The following is a 16,428-nucleotide window of genomic DNA, read 5'->3' on the forward strand; positions in this document are numbered from 1 at the left end:
CGGGTCGACGGCCCCCCGTAGAGTTATCACGTCACGCGTACCCGTGACGCCATGGCGAACGCCACGTTCGACTACGACGGCGAGACCGTGATCGTGACCGGCGGGAGTTCGGGCATCGGCCGTGCCATCGCACTCGCGTTCGGGGACGCGGGCGCGACGGTCGTCAACGCGGACCTGCAACCCGACCACCACGGCGACGGGGACGTGACCCCGACCCACGAGGCCATCGAGGCCGAGGGCGGCCGCGCCCTGTTCGTCGAGACCGACGTCGCCGACCGGTCGGCCATCGAGTCGGTCGTCGACGCGGCCCGCGAGTTCGGCGGCGTCGACGTGATGGTCAACAACGCCGGGACGCACGTCCCCGGGTCGGTGCTGGACGTCGGTCAGGACGAGTACGACCTGATGGAGTCGGTCAACGTCGGCGGCGTGTTGTTCGGCTGCCAGGCGGCCGCGGCCGACATGCTCGACCGGGGCGAGGAGGGGTCGATCGTCAACACCGCCTCCATCCGCACCGACACGGCCCTGGGGGACCAGATCCTCTACAACCTGACGAAGGGTGCGGTGAAGATGATCACCCGGACCGCCGCGCTCGAACTGGCCGACCGAGGAATCCGCGTCAACGGCATCTCCCCCGGACGGACGGTGACGGCGCTCGCCGAGGGGACGGAGAAGGCCGAGGAGTGGTCCGAGAGCGACGACCTCGTGAAACCGATCCCGATGGGTCGTCCGGCGGCGCCCGACGAGATAGCGCCGGGGGCGCTGTTTCTGGCCAGCGACGCCGCCGGCTACGTCACCGGCGAACTCCTGACCATCGACGGCGCCTGGTCGATCTACTGAGACCGGCGGCGGCCCTCAGGGGATGATGAGCGTCTTCAGGGAGTCCTGACTGTCCGCGCACTCGGTCTCCGTCTCGAACACCTCGGGGAGTTCGTCGAGCGAGTAGCGAGCCGAGTTGTCGAGGATGGTCTGAACGTCGAAGACGTCCCGAGCGACCGCACGGTAGGCCTCGCGGGCGTACTCCACGGCCTGCAGTTCGGTGTAGTGCATCGCGTTGAGGTTCTGAACCTCCAGTCCGTCCTCGTGGAAGCGGTGGAAGCAGAACTCGTCGATGGGCTCGTAGTTGTCGCCGTACAGCGCCAGGACGCCGTTGTGTGCGACCATGCCGAGCGCCTGTTTGATGCCCACGCCCGTCCCGCCGACGGCCTCGACGGCCACGTCGACGCCCTCGTCGTCGGTCAGTTCGTCGACCCGTTCGACCGGGTCCTCCTCGCTCGCGTCGATGGTCACGTCCGCCCCCATCCCCTCGGCGATGTCCAGTTTCTCGTCGACCACGTCGACGGCGATGACCTGGGACGCCCCCGACTCGATGGCCCCCTGGAGCATGACGTTCCCGGCGAAGCCGACGCCGTTGACCGCGACGGTGTCGCCGAGTTTGACGTCCATGCGGCGGGCGGCCCAGGCCGCACACGCCAGCGCCTCGTACAGGCACCCGACCTCGAAGTCGACGCCGTCGGGAATCGGCTGGACGTTCGAGACGTCGGTCACCCAGTAGTCGGTGTAGGTCGGGTAGTAGAGGCTGCCGACCCGGTCGCCGACGGACACCTCCCCGCCGCCGAGGTACGTGTCCACCGCCGACCCGACGGCCTCGATGGTCCCGCCGCCCTCGTGTCCCAGCGGCCCCATCGGGTAGGAGTGCCGCCGCCCCTCGCCGTCGTGGTACTCCCCGCCCTCGGTCGGCCGGCCCCGCGCCTCGTCCTCCTCCCGGACGGTGATCCCGCGGTAGAAGTACCGCTCGGATCCGCACACCGACGCCTGCTGTGTGTTGACGAGGACGTCGTTGGGACCGAGTTCGGGCAGTTCGACCGTGTCCATTGTGATCTCTCCCACGTCGAGATACGCGACTCTCGTCTCCATACCGGTGGCACAGGGGGTGGGGTGAAAAAGGCTTGCTCCCGGGGCGGCGCGACGTGACCGTCGGTGGGTACGTCCCGCCGGCGGCCACCCCCGGTCGCATCGGGCCTCGACCACGGACGACGACGCTCCCCGACCGCCCGCTCGGCGAGATCGACGAAAATATCATAAATACAGATATCATCGTATATTGAGGATTTACTCGGCGGTGGTCGTGCCGTTCCCACGCGGTAGTCCCGCGACGACGAGATCCAGATCCGGTCGAACTCGACTCGTCGGCGGATTTTCCCACGCCACTTCGGTACACGACGCGACGACCGAGACGGCTCTTCGCGTCCGCGCCACGTATCGTCAGAGAGCCGGAACCGGCCCCGCTGTCGCCAGTACCGTTCGAAACCGCCGCCTCGATGGCGGGAGACCGCTACCGGACGCCCGAACGGGCCGAATATGTCGAAGTTCGCAGATGATCGAAATAAATACGATATCGGACGTGTTCGACCCCGTCACGGAACCACGGACGGGCGACACGCCGGCGTCCGGACCGAGCGTGTGGTTCGAACGGCGCGGGATCGTAGGACCCGATCAGTCGTCGGCGGCCGCGTCGGCGGTGCCCGTCCCGACGGATCCGTCGACGGCGTCGTCGCGGGGGAAGTTGTCGATGGTATCGGCGCGGAACGCCGCCTCGTCGAACTCGTACGCCCCGTCGAGGAAGTCGAGCAGCGTCCGCGTGTCCCGCATGGCGTTCTTGAGGCAGGTCGACGCGCCCGGCGACGGCGTGATGTTGAAGATGACGTCGTCGCCGACGATCTTCGCCTCACCCATGTCGAGGGATCGCTCCGAGGTGTCGACGATCTGTGGCCGGACGCCGCCGTAGCCCTCCGCGCGCTCGATGTCCTCCAGGTCGACACCGGGGACGACCTTCCGGACGTGCGGGAGGAACTCGCGTCGCCCGACCTCGGGGAGGTCGTAGACGAGGTTCCGGAGGACGTAGGGGAGCAACACCCGGTCGGAGAGAACGTTGGCGTAACTGAGCGCCGCCGCGGCGTTCAGTCCGAACACGTCGAGGAAGTCGGTCACCGTGGAGAGACGGCCGCGTTCGAGCGTCGGGACGACCTTCGCGGTCGGCCCGAACCGCGTGATGCTCGGATCGTGGACGTCCGCGTCGCCGTGGACGGCGGCGAAGGGCAGTTTCTTCATCTGCAGCGTGTACACCTTCCCGTTCAGGAGGTCGTCCGCGAGGAAGAAGCTCCCCGCGACGGGGAGGAGGACCTTGTCCTGCCCGTAGCCGAGTTCCTTCGCGATCTGGAGGCTGTGTGAGCCGGCGGCGACGACCGTCGCGGAGCAGTCGAACCGACCGTCGGTCGTCTCGATGGTGTGGCCGTCGACCGTGGGCGTGACCGCCGTGACCTCCGTCCCGGTGTAGACGTCGACGCTCGGCTCCTCGGCCGCCCGGTCGACGAACGACCGCGCCGTCGCGCCGTAGTCGACGACGTACCCGTCCGGCGTCTGGAGGGCGAGCAGGTCGACCCCGGGATCGCGTCCCTCGACCACCGCGGGTTCGATCTCCGCGATCTCCTCGCGGCCGATGGGACGGAGCTTGGGAAAGAGGTCGCCGAACCCCTCCTCGTGGTACCGGCGTTCGAGCTGTGGCACCTCGTCGTCGCCGACGGCGAGCACCATCTTGCTCCGCTTGGCGTGCATCTCCCGGTCGGAATCGTGGCGTTCCAGGTAGCCGGCGAGCAGTTCCGCCCCCTCTTTCACCTCCCGCGCCTTCTCCAGGCTGTAGTTGGTCTCGATGTCCCCGAAGTGAAGCGTCTGGGAGTTGTTCGTGTGGTGGGAGTTGATCGCCGCCACCTCCGACTCCTTCTCGATCAGCGCGATGGAGTCGACGTCGGTGAACTTCGCCGTGGTGTAGAGGAGCGACGCGCCGCTGATGCCGCCGCCGACGATTACCAGATCGTATGTGCCGGACATTGTCGTGGGAGTTGCCTGCGTGGCTGTGCTCCAGACTGATAACTCATTTTTTCTCCGTCTCGATCTAGACAATTAACGAAGCGGCTGTCGACGGCGTGTCCGGGCGGGCGACGCGGAGCGCAGCGCAGGTCGGGGGCGGCCGATTCAGCGGCCGACTCAGCGGCGGACGAAGTCGGCGTCGTTCGACAGCCGGTCGATCCCCGTCCCGGTGCCGGTCGCCGCGCCGCGGGTCTGGATGATGTTGAACGCCGTCACCAGGTCCGAGCGGGAGATGAGCCCGACGAGTTCGCCCGCCTCGTCGACCACGGGGAGACGGCCGACGCCCTCGCGTTGCATCGTCGAGATGGCGTCCATCGCGTCCGCGTCCGGCGAAATCGTCACCAGTTCGGTCGCCATCACGTCCTCGACGCGGTAGGCGTCCCGTTCCACCTCGCGCACCTCGCGGGTGTCGTCGAGGGTGACCATCCCGACGAGACTCCCGCTCCGGAGGACGGGGTAGCCGGTGTGGCGCTCGCGGAACATCCGGTCGGTGAGCGTCGTCAGCGAGGTGTCCGCGGTGACCGTGTCGAGTTCCGCCGCGGGCGTCATGATGTCGCCGACGGTGACGTCCTGGAACGCCGCCTTCATCACCGTCTGCTGGGCCTCGCTGGAGGCGCCGATGTAGATGAAGAAGGCGAGCGCCACCAGAAACAGGTTGGCGAAGACCCCGACGATGGCGAGGACGACGGCGAACAGTTTGCCCACCTCGGCGGCGATCTGGGTCGCCCGGGCGTGGGGACGGGTCCGCGCGAGCAGCGCCCGGAGGACGCGCCCCCCGTCCATCGGGAAGCCGGGGAGCATGTTGAAGACGGCCAGCGCGACGTTCGTCAGGGCGAGGTACGCGAGGACGAACTGCACGGCCGGGAGGCCGCCGGGGATCAGCCTGAAGGCGACGTAGGAGAGGACGCCGAGCGCGACGCTGACTATCGGGCCGGCGACGGCGATGGTGAACTCCTGTTTCCAGTCTTCGGGCATCTCGGTGAACCGGGCGACGCCGCCGAACAGCCAGAGGGTGATCGAGTCGATGTGGTAGCCGTACCGCATGGCGACAAGCGAGTGGCCGAACTCGTGGAGGAGGACACAGAGGAACAGGCCGGTGGCCGCCGCCGCGCCGAGGAGCCACGGCGTCGACCCGCCGGTGAGCGCGGCGGCGGGCATCGCGGCCCCGAAGACGCCGTTGAGGACGCCGACGAGGTTCCCCACGTCGGACCCGATCAGCCAGGCGAACAGGGGAAGCACCAGCAGGAAGGTCAGGTCGAGCTTGATGGGAATGCCGAACGCGCTCCCGATGCGGATGCCGCGCATACGGAGCCTTGCGACGGGACGGACTTAACTCTTGCAAGGGAGGGGAGTCGCGGGCGTCGGCGCGGTTGGCGTTCGCACGCGCGACCGGTGACCGAACCGGCGTCGTCGTTCGGTCCCGAGCCGACCGTCCCGGTGGGACGGGCGGCGGGCGGCCCGTGGAGCGACTCGGCGCAACGACGAGCGTGGGATCGAGCCGGAGGGCCGGGTCCCCGACCCACCCCGCTACTTGAGAAGCGAGTCGGACATCCGTTCCGGGAAGCCGACGACGAGCTGATAGAGGCTCAACCCCTCCTCGTCGTCCCCCTCGCGGAGGTACGACCGCGTTCGCTGGCTGACCATCTCGACCGAGAGAACCAGCAGGACGATGAACAGGATCGTCGCCATCATATTGGTGAACTGGAAGGTCTGCTGCTCGATCGACAGCGTCACGCCCAGGCCGCCGGCACCGATGATCCCGAGGCCGACCGCGGAGCGGACGTTGTTTTCCAGAATGAACATCGCCCAGGCGATGAACGGTCGAACGATCTGGGTGATCATCCCGAACGTGATCACCTGTGGCTTACCGGCGCCGGTACTCCTGATCCCCTCGATGGGTCCGTCGTCGATCTCTTCGAGTTCGTCGGTGAGCAGCCGACCCAACTCCCCGATGGTGTCGGTGCCGATGGCGAGCGTCGCGGTCACCGGGGAGATACCACCCAAGGGGACGTAGATCAGTGCCCAGACGAGCGAGGGGATCGAGCGAATGATGCTCATGACGCCCCGGAAGAGGAAATTGAGCGGGAAGGGAGTGACACGCTCGTTGCCGAGGATGCCGAAAAGCAACGCCAGCGGCGCGCCCATGATGGTCCCGGCGAGGGCGATCGCGAGCGTTATGCCGGCTTCCCCCACCAGCCCGGCTTCGTTCACGAACCGGTAGTACCGGCCGACGTCGACGAACGGGATCACGCCGAAATACAGCTTCGGCGGGAAGTACTGGGTGAGGGCGTCGGCGAACTCCGGCCAGTACTGGAGCCACTCCTCCCGCCAGAACCCGGCCATGACCAGCGAACCGGCGAACAGTATCGCGATACCGACGAGCAGGACACACTGGGAGAGGCGTCGCACCAGTCGTTCGCGACGCAACTCGGTGTGCCGCCGTTCGATGGCCGAGTCCTCCCCGTCCCCGTCGAGAGACCCAGGGAGTATCTCGTCGACCAGCGAGTCCGAATCGGTACTCATGGTTGGGTCTCGATACCCCTGTTCGATCGCCGTGTGGATTCGGTCACGTCGGTGCTCCCCGTCCCTTCGCGGAGTTCGTCGGTCTCGATGTCGCCGTAGACGTCCTCGAGAACCTCGGTCGTCAGCTCCTCGCGCGGGCCGTCGAATATCACCTCGCCGTTCTTCAGGCCGACGAACTGCTCGCCGAACTCGCGGGCGATGTTGACCTGATGGAGGCTCGCCAAGGTCGTGAGGTTGCGCGTTTCGGCCGTTTCGCGGAGATACTCCATCACCGTCTCTGCACTCGACGGATCCAGGCTCGCGACGGGTTCGTCGGCGAGCAGGAGGTCGGGTCGTTGCACCAGCGCGCGAGCGATCCCGACGCGCTGTTGCTGGCCACCGCTCATACTGTTCACCTTCTGGCCGGCCTCGTCGAGCAAACCCACCGTGTCCAGCGCCTCCAGCGCGAGTTCCCTGTCGTCGACGGGCTGGCGGTTGATCAGGCTTCGGAGGAACCCCGTTCGGTTGAGCGTCCCGGTCAGGGCGTTACTGTAGGCACTCAGCTCCTCGACGAGGTTGTGCTGTTGAAACACCATCCCGACGTCGGACCGCGAGTTGGTGATCTCCTCGTCGTCGAGGTAGACGCTCCCCGAAGTCGGCTCGGTCAACCCGTTGAGGATGCGCAAGAGCGTCGACTTGCCGGCCCCGGACTCCCCGAGCACTACGGCGAAGTTCCCGTCGGGGATCTCGAATGAGACCTCCGACAGCGCCGTCGTGTCGCCGTATTCTTTGGTTAGACTATCGACAATGAGGGCCATGGGGACTTACAGTTGGCCCAGATCGACGTCCAGCGCTTCGATCACGTTGATGACCGGCTGGTAATCCTCGATGGTGGCCGCCGAAACCGCCGAAAGCGGGTTCTCGACGTCGCCGTCGGGCTCCCGAAGCGTCCCGCTGTCGATCGAGACGATCGCCTCCTCCACCTGGGAACGCAGGGGGTGCTCCCAGTTGCTGCGCGTGATGATCGGGGAGAAGGGGAGCGACGTCGACGCTTCGACCAGTTCCAGTTCGGGCGACTCCGTCCCGACGTCGTCGTCCCACCGTCCGGATCGCTCGCGGACCCGCTCGGGCCACTGATCCTCGGGGATGTGGTTCAGGAGCACCGCGATGTCACAGCCACAGGCGACGATGTCCTCCCGATTGATGAGCGTCTGCACGGCGTTTCGGTGACTGCCCGTCCAGTTGCCGTCGTAGCCGACCGGGTCACCGTACGGGGCTTCGCCGGTGTCGAGTCCGGCCTTGTGGAGCATGTAATTGGGGTACAGCGACCCACTGGTCGACGGCCGGTCCGCGAACGCGATACTCGTCCCCTCGATGTCGGTGGTCTCCTCGATATCGGAGTCCGGAAGCGTGGCGAGAGCCGAGAAGTACACCGACGCCCCGCCCTCTTTCACGATGCCGACCACGTCGATCTGGTCCGGATTGGCGAGCAGGACGATGTCGCTGCGCGTCATCTCGGCCTGGTTGTTGATCAGGGCCTGCCCGATCGCCGAGGTGTTGTCCGCGAACTGAACGTCCAGTTCCAACCCGTCGACCTCGGACTGGAGGTACTCCGTGAACGGCTCCCACATCTCCTCCGTATCCCCCGGCGTCTCGGCCGGCGTCTCGAGGAACGTGATCGGCTCGTAGTCGTCGCCCGACGACCCGACCGTCGAACCGGAACCGTCCTCGGACCCGCCGTCGGAACCGTCCCCCGATTCGCCACCCGAACCGTCTCCGGAACCGCCGCCGGAGCCGCCCGAACAGCCCGCGATACCGGCGGTCAATGCTATCCCAGTACTCCGAAGCACGCGTCGACGTGTCCGACGTGACATCAGACGGTCGTGACCGGGAGTCCCCATTAGAGGCTTATAATTCCAGTAACCAACGCTCAGTTCGGGGACAAGCCAACATTTCGGCGCAATAGCGATATATATCGTGTGAGCGTCCATTCACAGTCCCACGGTCGCCACCCCCGAGCGGAGGGTGCGCCGGCGGGACGGCACGCGGCGGCGTCCGAGGTGTCGCGCCGGCGGGGAGCGTGACGACGTCGGGGACGACGCGCCTCCCCGGGCGTCTCGGCCGGCTTCGCCCGCACGCGCGACGGTCGCGGTTCGCGCCGATACCAAACCATTAGACGGCCGGCCACCTATCCTTCCGCATGAGCGAGCACTCACCGACGCCGGTCGTCAAGCGGGGCGAGGGAATCGAGTACGAACCGGTCGACGCGGCCGACGGCCTCTCGAAGGGCGTCCTGATCGACGAGGGAGACGGCGCCCCGAACTTCGCGATGCGGCGGTTCACGCTCGCGCCCGGCGCGGCGGTGCCCGAACACACCAACGCGGTCGAACACGAGCAGTACGTCCTCTCGGGGGAGTACGTCGTCGGCATCGACGGCGAGGAACACGTCGTCTCGGCGGGCGACGCGCTCCTGATCCCCGCGGGCGTCCCCCACTGGTACCGCAACGAGGGCGACGAGGCGGGCGCGTTCGTCTGCGTGGTGCCCAACGGCGACGACACCATCGAACTCGTGGAGTGACCGCCCTCGGCGGGTGAGCGCGGCGGACGACGGGAGTCGAACGGCTGAAATACCCCGTCCACCTACCCGGGACCGTGTCACGGCAGGTCGGACGCGTCGAGACGCTCTTTCTCCACGGTCGGGACGGCGACTTCCTGGTCGCCGTCACCCGCGACGGCGACCGGGTGTTCAGGGCGGTCCTCGACCTCAAGGAGACGGACGCCGGCCCCCGTCCGGGTCGCTTCCGGATCAAGCGCGGGTCGAGCGAGGAGCCGCGCGACCCGAGCCAGTTCGTCGAACTCGCCCGTCGCGCCGAGCGCATCCGCATCTCCCAGCAGACGTCGCCCGCGGACCGCGAGCGACTGGAGGCGATGCTCGACGGCTACCAGCTCGACGCCCTGACGGTCCGCACCTGTCGCTACTGCGCCTCCGAGGGCCGCTACTCGCCGATCACGGAGGACACGGCCATCAAGGCCGACCGGGACTACATCTGCCCCGACTGCGCGAAGCGGGAACTCGACGGCGAACTCGCCTACGCCGGCGGGCTGACCGGCGCCGCACAGGACCGCCTCGAGGAACTCCTGCTGGAGGTCCAGGACCTCGACCGCATCACGAACCTCCTGCAGGGGGAACTGGATCCCGACCTGACGAAGTTCGACGAGATCGGGGCGACCGTCGAGGACGTCGACCCCGTGCCGACGGCCGACCTGGACCTCCACCCGGAGCTGAAGGCCCAGGTCACGGACCGGTTCGACTCCCTCCTGCCGGTCCAGAGCCTCTCGGTTCGGAACGGCCTGCTCGACGGCGACGACCAACTGGTCGTCAGCGCGACGGCCACGGGCAAGACGCTCGTGGGCGAACTCGCCGGCATCGACCGCGCGCTGAAGGGGAAGGGCAAGCTCCTCTTTCTGGTCCCCCTCGTCGCCCTCGCCAACCAGAAGGAGGAGAACTTCGAGGAGCGGTACGGCGACCTGGTGGACGTGACCATCCGCGTCGGCGGGAGTCGCGTCACCGGCGACGGCGCGCGGTTCGACCCCTCGGCGGACGTGGTCGTCGGCACCTACGAGGGCATCGATCACGCCCTGCGGACGGGGAAGGACCTCGGCGACGTCGGCACCGTCGTCATCGACGAGGTGCACACGCTGAAGGAGGGCGAACGCGGCCACCGCCTCGACGGGATGATCTCCCGGCTCAAACACTACTGCGAGACCCGGGCGTCGAACGGCGGCGACTACGCGGGCGCCCAGTGGATCTACCTCTCTGCGACCGTCGGCAACCCCGAGTGGCTGGCGACGAACCTCCGTGCCCGCCTCATCGAGTTCGAGGAACGCCCCGTCCCCATCGAGCGCCACCTGACCTTCGCCGACACCCAGGAGAAGACCCGCATCGAGAACCGCCTGGTCAGGCGGGCCTTCGACAGCAAGTCCTCGAAGGGCTACCGCGGCCAGACCATCATCTTCACCAACTCGCGGCGGCGCTGTCACGAGATCTCCCGGAAGCTGGAGTACGACTCCGCGCCCTACCACGCCGGCCTCGATTACGGCCGACGCAAGCGCGTCGAGCGGCAGTTCGGGAACCAGGACCTCGCGGCCGTGGTGACGACGGCCGCCCTCGCGGCGGGCGTCGACTTCCCCGCCTCGCAGGTGGTCTTCGACACGCTCGCCATGGGCATCGAGTGGCTCTCCGTCCAGGAGTTCGAGCAGATGCTCGGCCGGGCGGGGCGGCCGGATTACCACGACCAGGGCGTCGTCTACCTGCTCGTCGAGCCCGACTGCACCTACCACAACAGCATGGAGATGACCGAGGACGAGGTGGCGTTCAAGCTCCTGAAGGGGGAGATGGAGGACGTCCGCACCGTCTACGACCTGTCGGCGGCCGCCGAGGAGACGCTGGCGAACATCACCGTCGCGGGCAAGGGGGCAAAGCGCCTCAACGACCGAATGCTGGGCGACGTGCCGACGACGGAGGCGGTCGGCAAACTGCTGGAGTGGGACTTCATCGACGGGCTCGAACCGACGCCGCTGGGCCGCGCGGTCACCCGGCACTTCCTCGCCCCGGACGACGCCTTCGCCATCCTCGATTGCATCCGCAAGGGGATGGACCCCCACGAACTCGTCGCGGAACTGGAACTGCGTGACGAGGAGGGTTAGCCCCCGGCCTCGGCCCGCCGGGACTCCATCCGGTCCACCCACGCCGCCGGCAGGGGTCGGGCGCCGTCGCCGTCGGGATCGACGTACACCTGCACCGTCTCGGCGGTGGCGGCCACCCGGTCGCCGACCCGTACCTCGTAGCCCATGGTGACGCTCGATTTCCCGATCGAGCGTACGCCCATGGCGACGGTCACCTCGTCGTCGAGTTCGATCTCGCTCCGGTAGTCGATCTCGAGGTTGACGAGGACGGTGTCGATGTCGTCGAGGCCGACGCCGAGGACGTCGGCGTAGTAGTCGACGCGCGCCTGTTCGAGGTACGTCGCGTAGACGGCGTTGTTGACGTGGTGCATGGCGTCCACGTCGCGAAAGCGCACCTGGATGTCCGTCTCGTACTCGAAGGTGGGCATACACGTGGGTGGACGAGCGCCCATTTGTGCCTACCGGCGTGGGCAAGGGCGGGCAGAGGTTTATACGCCCCACACGCCACCGTCAGTCCATGGCACAGACCACGCCGTCGACGCCCGCGGCGGTCACCGTCGTGGGCGCGGGGACGATGGGCCACGGCCTCGCGGTCCAGTTCGCCCGCCACGGGGCGTCCGTCTCGCTCGTCGACCACCGACAGTCGAACCTCGACGACGCACGCGCGGGCGTCGACGACGCCCTGGGCTTCCTCGAGTCGGAGGGGTGGCTCGACGACGCGCCCGCGGCCGTCGGCGAGCGGATCGACTACACGCTCGACCTCCCGGCGGCGGCCGCGGACGCGGCGCTCGTCGTCGAGAGCGTCTCGGAGGACATCGACACGAAGGAGGCGGTCTTCGAGACGCTGGCGGCGAGCGCGCCGGAGGAGGCCGTCCTCGCGACGAACACCTCGGGCATCCCCATCAGCGACGTCGGCGCGGCGGTGCCGGACGTCGCCGACCGGGTCGTCGGCTGTCACTGGTGGAACCCGCCCTACCTCCTCCCGACCGTCGAGGTGGTGCGGGGCGAGGAGACGAGCGACGAGACGGTCGAGCGGACGGCCGCGTTCGTCGAGGCCGTCGACCGCGAGCCGATCGTCGTCGAGCGCGACGTGCCGGGGTTCGTCTGGAACCGCATCCAGTTCGCCGTCCTCCGGGAGTGTACGCACCTCGTGAGCGAGGGCGTGGCCTCCCTCGAGGACGTCGAGCGGGCGGTCCGGGACGGCTACGCCCTGCGTACCGCCGTCGTCGGCCCGTTCGAGACGGCCGACCTCGCCGGCCTGGACCTGTTTCGGACCATCGCGGGGAATCTCTATCCACATCTGAGCGACGCGGAGGACCCGGGACCGCTCTTCGAGGAGCGCCTGGCGGCCGGTCGGGGCGGCGTCGCCGACGGCGCGGGCTTCCACGAGTACGACGAGGAGCCGGAGGCCCTGCTCCGGCGGCGCAACGAGCGCGTGGCGGCGGTGTTGCGCGCGCTGGACGACTAGCGCATCTCGTCGAGGTGCTGGAAGGCGTCGGCGTCGGCGGTCAGCCAGTGGGTGAGCCGCTCGGCGTCGGTCGCACCCGGCGGGTAGAGCGTCTGCCGGTCCGCGGACCCCTCGTACGTGACGACGACCGACCGGAGGCGACCCTCGTCGGAGACGTCCACGTGGGGGCCGGCGTCGTCGGGGTGGGAGGCGTTCATGACCCGTCCTCGACTCGGCGGCGCGGACGGTTAATCGCTGCTATGTTGCCTCCGGTGCGGTCGGGACCGCGGGGACCACGCCGTACGCCAATAGTTCACAACGGACTCGACCCGTGGATTTCGACTGGAGGTGGCACGCGCCGTCGACCGTTCCGTTTCGGGATAGCTACCCGGGTGGTGACTGTCCGCATCGACGGCCGGCCGGCAGTCTCAGGACGGGCGCTTCTCGGCGAGGACGGTTCGGTCGAACGCACAGACGAGGCGGTCGTCGGCGTCGAACGCCTCGACGTGCATGGTGACGACGCCCCGGTCGCCGTCCTCCGTCTCCCGTTTGTCGGTCACGGTGGTCCGCGCGTGGATGGTGTCGCCGATGCGGACGGGTGCCGGGTGTTCCACGTCGTCGTAACCGAGGTTGGCGACGATGGTGCCGTCGGTGGTGTCCGGAATCGTGAGTCCCACCGCGAGGCTCATGGTGTAGAGCCCGTTGACGATGCGCTCGCCGAACTCCGTCCCGGCCGCGAACTCGGCGTCGAGGTGGAGCGGCTGCTGGTTCATCGTCATGTCGCAGAAGCGCTGGTTGTCGCTCTCGGTGATCGTCCGCCGCTTGTCGTGTTCGAAGGTCTGCCCCACCTCGAACTCCTCGTAGTAACACCCCGTCATGGGGTCGACGTGGGCGGCGGCGGTCAAAGGGATTGCCCCGCCTGGTCGTCGCCGACGGGTCCCCCGCTACAGGATCGTCCCGTGTTTCTTCGCCGGTCGCTCCTTCTCGACCGTCTCGTAGAAGTCGAACCGGGCAACCAGTTCCTCGCGGAGGGTACTGGGCGGGACGAGTTCGTCGATCACCACCTCGCTCGCCATCCGGTGGACGTCTATCTCCTCGCGGTACTCCTCGCGCAGTTCCGCCTCCCGTCGCTCGCGCTCCTCGGGGTCGTCGATGTCGGCGAGTTTGCGGGCGTAGACGGCGTTGATCGCCGCCTCCGGCCCCATGATCGCGATTTCGGCGCCGGGGAGCCCCAGCGTCGACTCGGTGTCGTAGGCCGGCCCCGACATGGCGTAGATGCCCGCGCCGTAGGCCTTCCGCACCACGACGCACTGCTTGGGCACCGTCGCCGCCGAGGTGGCGTAGATCATCTTCTTGCCCTGTTCGAGGATTCCCTCCTTCTCGACGCTCGATCCCGCCATAAAGCCCGGCGTGTCACAGAGGTAGCACAGGGGAATCCCGTAGGCGTCGCAGGTCCAGACGAACTCGGCGGCCTTCGCCGCGGAGTCGGGGAAGATGGCGCCAGCGCGGACGGCCGGCTGGTTGGCGACGACGCCCACCGGTCGGCCGTCGAACCGGGCGAAGGCGGTGACGATTTCGGCGCCGAAGTCGGGTCTCAGCTCCAGCACCGACCCCTCGTCGGCGATCCGGTCGAGCAGGTCACGCACGTCGTACCCCTCCCGCTGTGCCTCCGGAACGACGGAATCGATCCCCTCGGGCGACTTCGCGGGGGCGCGCCCCTCGGTCCGTGGCGGATCGGCGTCGGCGTTGTCGGGGAGGTAGGAGAGCAGTCGCGCGACGAGCGCGCGGGCCTCCCGTTCGTCGCTGGCGACCAGGTCCGCACTCCCCGACTCGGCGGCGTGGACCGCCGGCCCGCCCAGTTCGTCCAGGGTTATCTCCTCGCCGGTGACCATCTCGACCATCCGCGGCGAGGCGATGGCCATCGCGGAGCCCTCGACCATGACGGTGAAGTCGGCGAAGACGGGGGTGTAGGCCGCGCCGGCGATGCAGGGGCCGTAGAGGACACACACCTGCGGCACCCGCCCCGAGAGGCGCGAGTGGTTGTAGTAGAACTTCCCGATCCCCTCCCGGTTGGCGAAGAAGCCGGTCTGCTGGTCGATCCGGCCGCCCGAGGAGTCCATCAGGTAGAGGACCGGCCGCCCCGTCTTCAGCGCGCGCTCCTGCATCCGGAGGAACTTCTCGACGCCCTTCTCGGCCATCGACCCCGCCTTGACCGTGTAGTCGTTGGCCATGAAGTGGACCTCCCGGCCCTCGAAGTTCGCGGCGCCGGTGAGGAGTCCGTCCGCGGGGAGGCGGTCGCCGTCCCCCGTCTCGTCCGCGTCCGCCCCCGTCGCCGACGGGTGCCACGCGTCGAAGTTGGCGAACTTGCCGTCCTCGAAGGTGAGGCCGTCGGGGAACCACAGGTCGAGCCGGTCGCGGACGAACAGCTTTCCGGCCTCGCGCTGTCGCTCCCGGTACTTCTCCGGCCCCCCTTCGAGGATGTCCGCGATTTCCTCCCAGAGCGCCTCCTCGCGGTCGGTCGGGCCGGCCCCGTCGTCGGCCGGTCCCTCGGGTCCGGCCGGCGGGTCGCTCTCGGCGACCGGGTCCGCCTCGTCACGGCCGGCGAACACGCGGACGTGTTCGCCGAACCGGGTCGCGAGCGCGCGGGCGATGGCCGCCGCCTCCTCGGCCGTCGCCCCGGCGACGCGTACGTCCATCAGTACGACCTCGGGAACCCCATCTCGGTCGCGATGTGATTGTACGCCATCTGCTGGGTGACGGGCGCGAGGCGGGTGAGGTTGATCTCCCGCCACCACCGCTCGACGTCGTACTCGACGGCGTACCCCCACCCGCCGAAGGCCTGCATGGCGTGGTAGACGGCGTCGATGCCCGCCTCCACCGCGGCGGCCTTCGCCACGTTCGTCTCGTAGCCACAGTCCTCCCCCCGGTCGAACAGCCACGCCGCCTTCCGGCGCATCAGCCGCGCCGTCTCGACGTTCGTGTAGGCCTGCGTGATGGGGAAGGAGACGGCCTGGTGGGTGCCGATGGGGGCGTCGAACACCTCGCGGTCGTTGGCGTAGTCGACGGCCTTCGACACGGCGAGTTCGGCGATGCCCGTCGCGGCCGCGGCGAACCCGACACGCTCGGGGTTGAGCGTCTCCACCAGGTGCCACCAGCCCTCCCCCTCCTCGCCCAGGAGCGCCGTCTCCGGGACGCGGACGTCCTCGACGAACACCTCACACGACTTCGAGTAGTTGATGGCGTGTTTCCGGATGGGCGACACCTCGATGCCCGGGTCGTCCATGTCGACGACGAAGAGGCTGAGCCCCTGCGTCGGCTTGTCAACCTCGTCGCGGGGCGTCGTCCGCGTGACCAGGATCATGTTATCGGCGCGGTCCGCGAAGGTGATCCACGCCTTCTTGCCGTTCAGGACGTACCCGTCGCCGTCGCGTTCGGCCCGGGTGCCGACGTTCAGCGTGTTCGTCCCCGCCTCGGGCTCCGTGATGGCGAAGGAGAAGATCCGGTCGCCGGTCGCGACGTCGGTCAGATACGTCTCCTTTTGGGACTCGGTGCCCGACTCCCGGAGGGCGATGGCGGCCATGCCGGCGGTGACGACGAGATACCAGGTGCCGGCCATGCCACAGCCCTCGGCACACAGCGTCTCCATCGCCAGCCCCATCTCCTGGAGCCCCATGCCGGCGCCGCCGTACTCCTCGGGGATCAACAGGCCGTGAAAGCCCGCCTCCCCGAGTTCGTCCCAGAAGTCGGCGGCGAACTCGCCCTCCGCCTCGCGTTCGCGCCAGTACTCGGGGTCGTACTCGGACGCGATGTCGCTGGCGGTCGACCGGATCAGCGCGTGTTCGGGTGGCGCTTCGAAGTCCATGGCCCTA

At 68.4% G+C, this 16,428-nt stretch carries 15 protein-coding genes; 4 read left to right on the top strand and 11 right to left on the bottom strand.

Annotated elements, in window-relative coordinates; genetic code table 11:
* The first annotated feature begins 51 nt into the window (after positions 1–51).
* Positions 52–837 (top strand): SDR family NAD(P)-dependent oxidoreductase, encoded by a 786-nt coding sequence (locus NBT67_RS08700; RefSeq protein WP_251341325.1) that lies wholly within the window; start codon positions 52–54, stop codon positions 835–837.
* A gap of 15 nt (positions 838–852) precedes the next feature.
* On the opposite strand, the gene NBT67_RS08705 is transcribed toward NBT67_RS08700, so the two are convergent.
* The 6 genes from NBT67_RS08705 to NBT67_RS08730 all read right to left on the bottom strand — a co-directional run bounded on the left by NBT67_RS08705 (position 853) and on the right by NBT67_RS08730 (position 8,252).
* On the bottom strand, positions 853–1,914 hold the full coding sequence (locus NBT67_RS08705; protein ID WP_251341326.1) for a zinc-dependent alcohol dehydrogenase: 1,062 nt from the start codon (positions 1,912–1,914) through the stop codon (positions 853–855).
* Positions 1,915–2,493: 579 nt separating this feature from the next.
* Positions 2,494–3,885, bottom strand: coding sequence for an FAD-dependent oxidoreductase (locus NBT67_RS08710; RefSeq protein ID WP_251341327.1), 1,392 nt, complete (start codon positions 3,883–3,885; stop codon positions 2,494–2,496).
* Between the two features lie 156 nt (positions 3,886–4,041).
* Positions 4,042–5,229, bottom strand: a complete 1,188-nt coding sequence (locus NBT67_RS08715) for a CBS domain-containing protein (protein ID WP_251341328.1) — start codon at positions 5,227–5,229, stop codon at positions 4,042–4,044.
* 222 nt (positions 5,230–5,451) lie between these two features.
* Positions 5,452–6,447, bottom strand: coding sequence for a phosphonate ABC transporter, permease protein PhnE (gene phnE, locus NBT67_RS08720; RefSeq protein WP_251341329.1), 996 nt, complete (start codon positions 6,445–6,447; stop codon positions 5,452–5,454).
* Positions 6,444–7,244, bottom strand: a complete 801-nt coding sequence (gene phnC / locus NBT67_RS08725) for a phosphonate ABC transporter ATP-binding protein (RefSeq protein ID WP_251341330.1) — start codon at positions 7,242–7,244, stop codon at positions 6,444–6,446. The genes phnE and phnC overlap by 4 nt, the downstream gene beginning before the upstream one ends.
* A 6-nt stretch (positions 7,245–7,250) precedes the next feature.
* The gene (locus NBT67_RS08730) at positions 7,251–8,252 is read right to left on the bottom strand and encodes a phosphate/phosphite/phosphonate ABC transporter substrate-binding protein (protein WP_251341331.1); all 1,002 of its coding nucleotides are present in this window, start codon (positions 8,250–8,252) and stop codon (positions 7,251–7,253) included.
* A gap of 374 nt (positions 8,253–8,626) precedes the next feature.
* On the opposite strand from NBT67_RS08730, the gene NBT67_RS08735 reads away from it, so the two are divergent.
* Entirely contained in the window at positions 8,627–9,004 is a 378-nt protein-coding gene (locus NBT67_RS08735) for a cupin domain-containing protein (RefSeq protein ID WP_251341332.1), read from the top strand.
* A gap of 74 nt (positions 9,005–9,078) precedes the next feature.
* On the top strand, positions 9,079–11,133 hold the full coding sequence (locus NBT67_RS08740; protein WP_251341333.1) for a DEAD/DEAH box helicase: 2,055 nt from the start codon (positions 9,079–9,081) through the stop codon (positions 11,131–11,133).
* On the opposite strand, the gene NBT67_RS08745 is transcribed toward NBT67_RS08740, so the two are convergent.
* Positions 11,130–11,540: an acyl-CoA thioesterase gene (locus NBT67_RS08745; protein WP_251341334.1), complete on the bottom strand. Its 411-nt coding sequence runs from the start codon at positions 11,538–11,540 to the stop codon at positions 11,130–11,132. The genes NBT67_RS08740 and NBT67_RS08745 overlap by 4 nt on opposite strands.
* 89 nt (positions 11,541–11,629) lie before the next feature.
* On the opposite strand from NBT67_RS08745, the gene NBT67_RS08750 reads away from it, so the two are divergent.
* Positions 11,630–12,580 carry a 3-hydroxyacyl-CoA dehydrogenase family protein gene (locus NBT67_RS08750; RefSeq protein WP_251341335.1) on the top strand — a complete coding sequence of 317 codons (951 nt, stop codon included), beginning with the start codon at positions 11,630–11,632 and terminating at the stop codon, positions 12,578–12,580.
* On the opposite strand, the gene NBT67_RS08755 is transcribed toward NBT67_RS08750, so the two are convergent.
* From NBT67_RS08755 to NBT67_RS08770, 4 genes are all read right to left on the bottom strand, one after another.
* The gene (locus NBT67_RS08755) at positions 12,577–12,777 is read right to left on the bottom strand and encodes a DUF7511 domain-containing protein (protein ID WP_251341336.1); all 201 of its coding nucleotides are present in this window, start codon (positions 12,775–12,777) and stop codon (positions 12,577–12,579) included. The two genes, NBT67_RS08750 and NBT67_RS08755, sit on opposite strands and share 4 nt — an antisense overlap.
* Before the next feature lie 210 nt (positions 12,778–12,987).
* The gene (locus NBT67_RS08760) at positions 12,988–13,437 is read right to left on the bottom strand and encodes a MaoC family dehydratase (protein ID WP_251341337.1); all 450 of its coding nucleotides are present in this window, start codon (positions 13,435–13,437) and stop codon (positions 12,988–12,990) included.
* A 66-nt stretch (positions 13,438–13,503) separates the two neighbouring features.
* On the bottom strand, positions 13,504–15,255 hold the full coding sequence (locus tag NBT67_RS08765; RefSeq protein WP_251341338.1) for an acyl-CoA carboxylase subunit beta: 1,752 nt from the start codon (positions 15,253–15,255) through the stop codon (positions 13,504–13,506).
* Positions 15,255–16,421 (bottom strand): acyl-CoA dehydrogenase family protein, encoded by a 1,167-nt coding sequence (locus NBT67_RS08770; RefSeq protein WP_251341339.1) that lies wholly within the window; start codon positions 16,419–16,421, stop codon positions 15,255–15,257. The genes NBT67_RS08765 and NBT67_RS08770 overlap by 1 nt, the downstream gene beginning before the upstream one ends.
* Positions 16,422–16,428: the final 7 nt, after the last annotated feature.

This window comes from Haloplanus sp. GDY1 (assembly GCF_023703775.1).
GTDB classification, from domain to species: Archaea; Halobacteriota; Halobacteria; order Halobacteriales; family Haloferacaceae; genus Haloplanus; species Haloplanus halophilus.

Excerpts from the sequence above, each read along its gene's own strand:
- NBT67_RS08705 (WP_251341326.1), bottom strand. The coding sequence starts at position 1,914 with ATGGAGACGAGAGTCGCGTATCTCGACGTGGGAGAGATCACAATGGAC.
- phnE (WP_251341329.1), bottom strand. The coding sequence starts at position 6,447 with ATGAGTACCGATTCGGACTCGCTGGTCGACGAGATACTCCCTGGGTCT.
- NBT67_RS08750 (WP_251341335.1), top strand. The coding sequence starts at position 11,630 with ATGGCACAGACCACGCCGTCGACGCCCGCGGCGGTCACCGTCGTGGGC.
- NBT67_RS08760 (WP_251341337.1), bottom strand. The coding sequence starts at position 13,437 with ATGACGGGGTGTTACTACGAGGAGTTCGAGGTGGGGCAGACCTTCGAA.
- NBT67_RS08700 (WP_251341325.1), top strand. The coding sequence starts at position 52 with ATGGCGAACGCCACGTTCGACTACGACGGCGAGACCGTGATCGTGACC.
- NBT67_RS08735 (WP_251341332.1), top strand. The coding sequence starts at position 8,627 with ATGAGCGAGCACTCACCGACGCCGGTCGTCAAGCGGGGCGAGGGAATC.
- NBT67_RS08745 (WP_251341334.1), bottom strand. The coding sequence starts at position 11,540 with ATGCCCACCTTCGAGTACGAGACGGACATCCAGGTGCGCTTTCGCGAC.
- NBT67_RS08770 (WP_251341339.1), bottom strand. The coding sequence starts at position 16,421 with ATGGACTTCGAAGCGCCACCCGAACACGCGCTGATCCGGTCGACCGCC.
- NBT67_RS08765 (WP_251341338.1), bottom strand. The coding sequence starts at position 15,255 with ATGGACGTACGCGTCGCCGGGGCGACGGCCGAGGAGGCGGCGGCCATC.
- NBT67_RS08755 (WP_251341336.1), bottom strand. The coding sequence starts at position 12,777 with ATGAACGCCTCCCACCCCGACGACGCCGGCCCCCACGTGGACGTCTCC.
- NBT67_RS08710 (WP_251341327.1), bottom strand. The coding sequence starts at position 3,885 with ATGTCCGGCACATACGATCTGGTAATCGTCGGCGGCGGCATCAGCGGC.
- phnC (WP_251341330.1), bottom strand. The coding sequence starts at position 7,244 with ATGGCCCTCATTGTCGATAGTCTAACCAAAGAATACGGCGACACGACG.
- NBT67_RS08715 (WP_251341328.1), bottom strand. The coding sequence starts at position 5,229 with ATGCGCGGCATCCGCATCGGGAGCGCGTTCGGCATTCCCATCAAGCTC.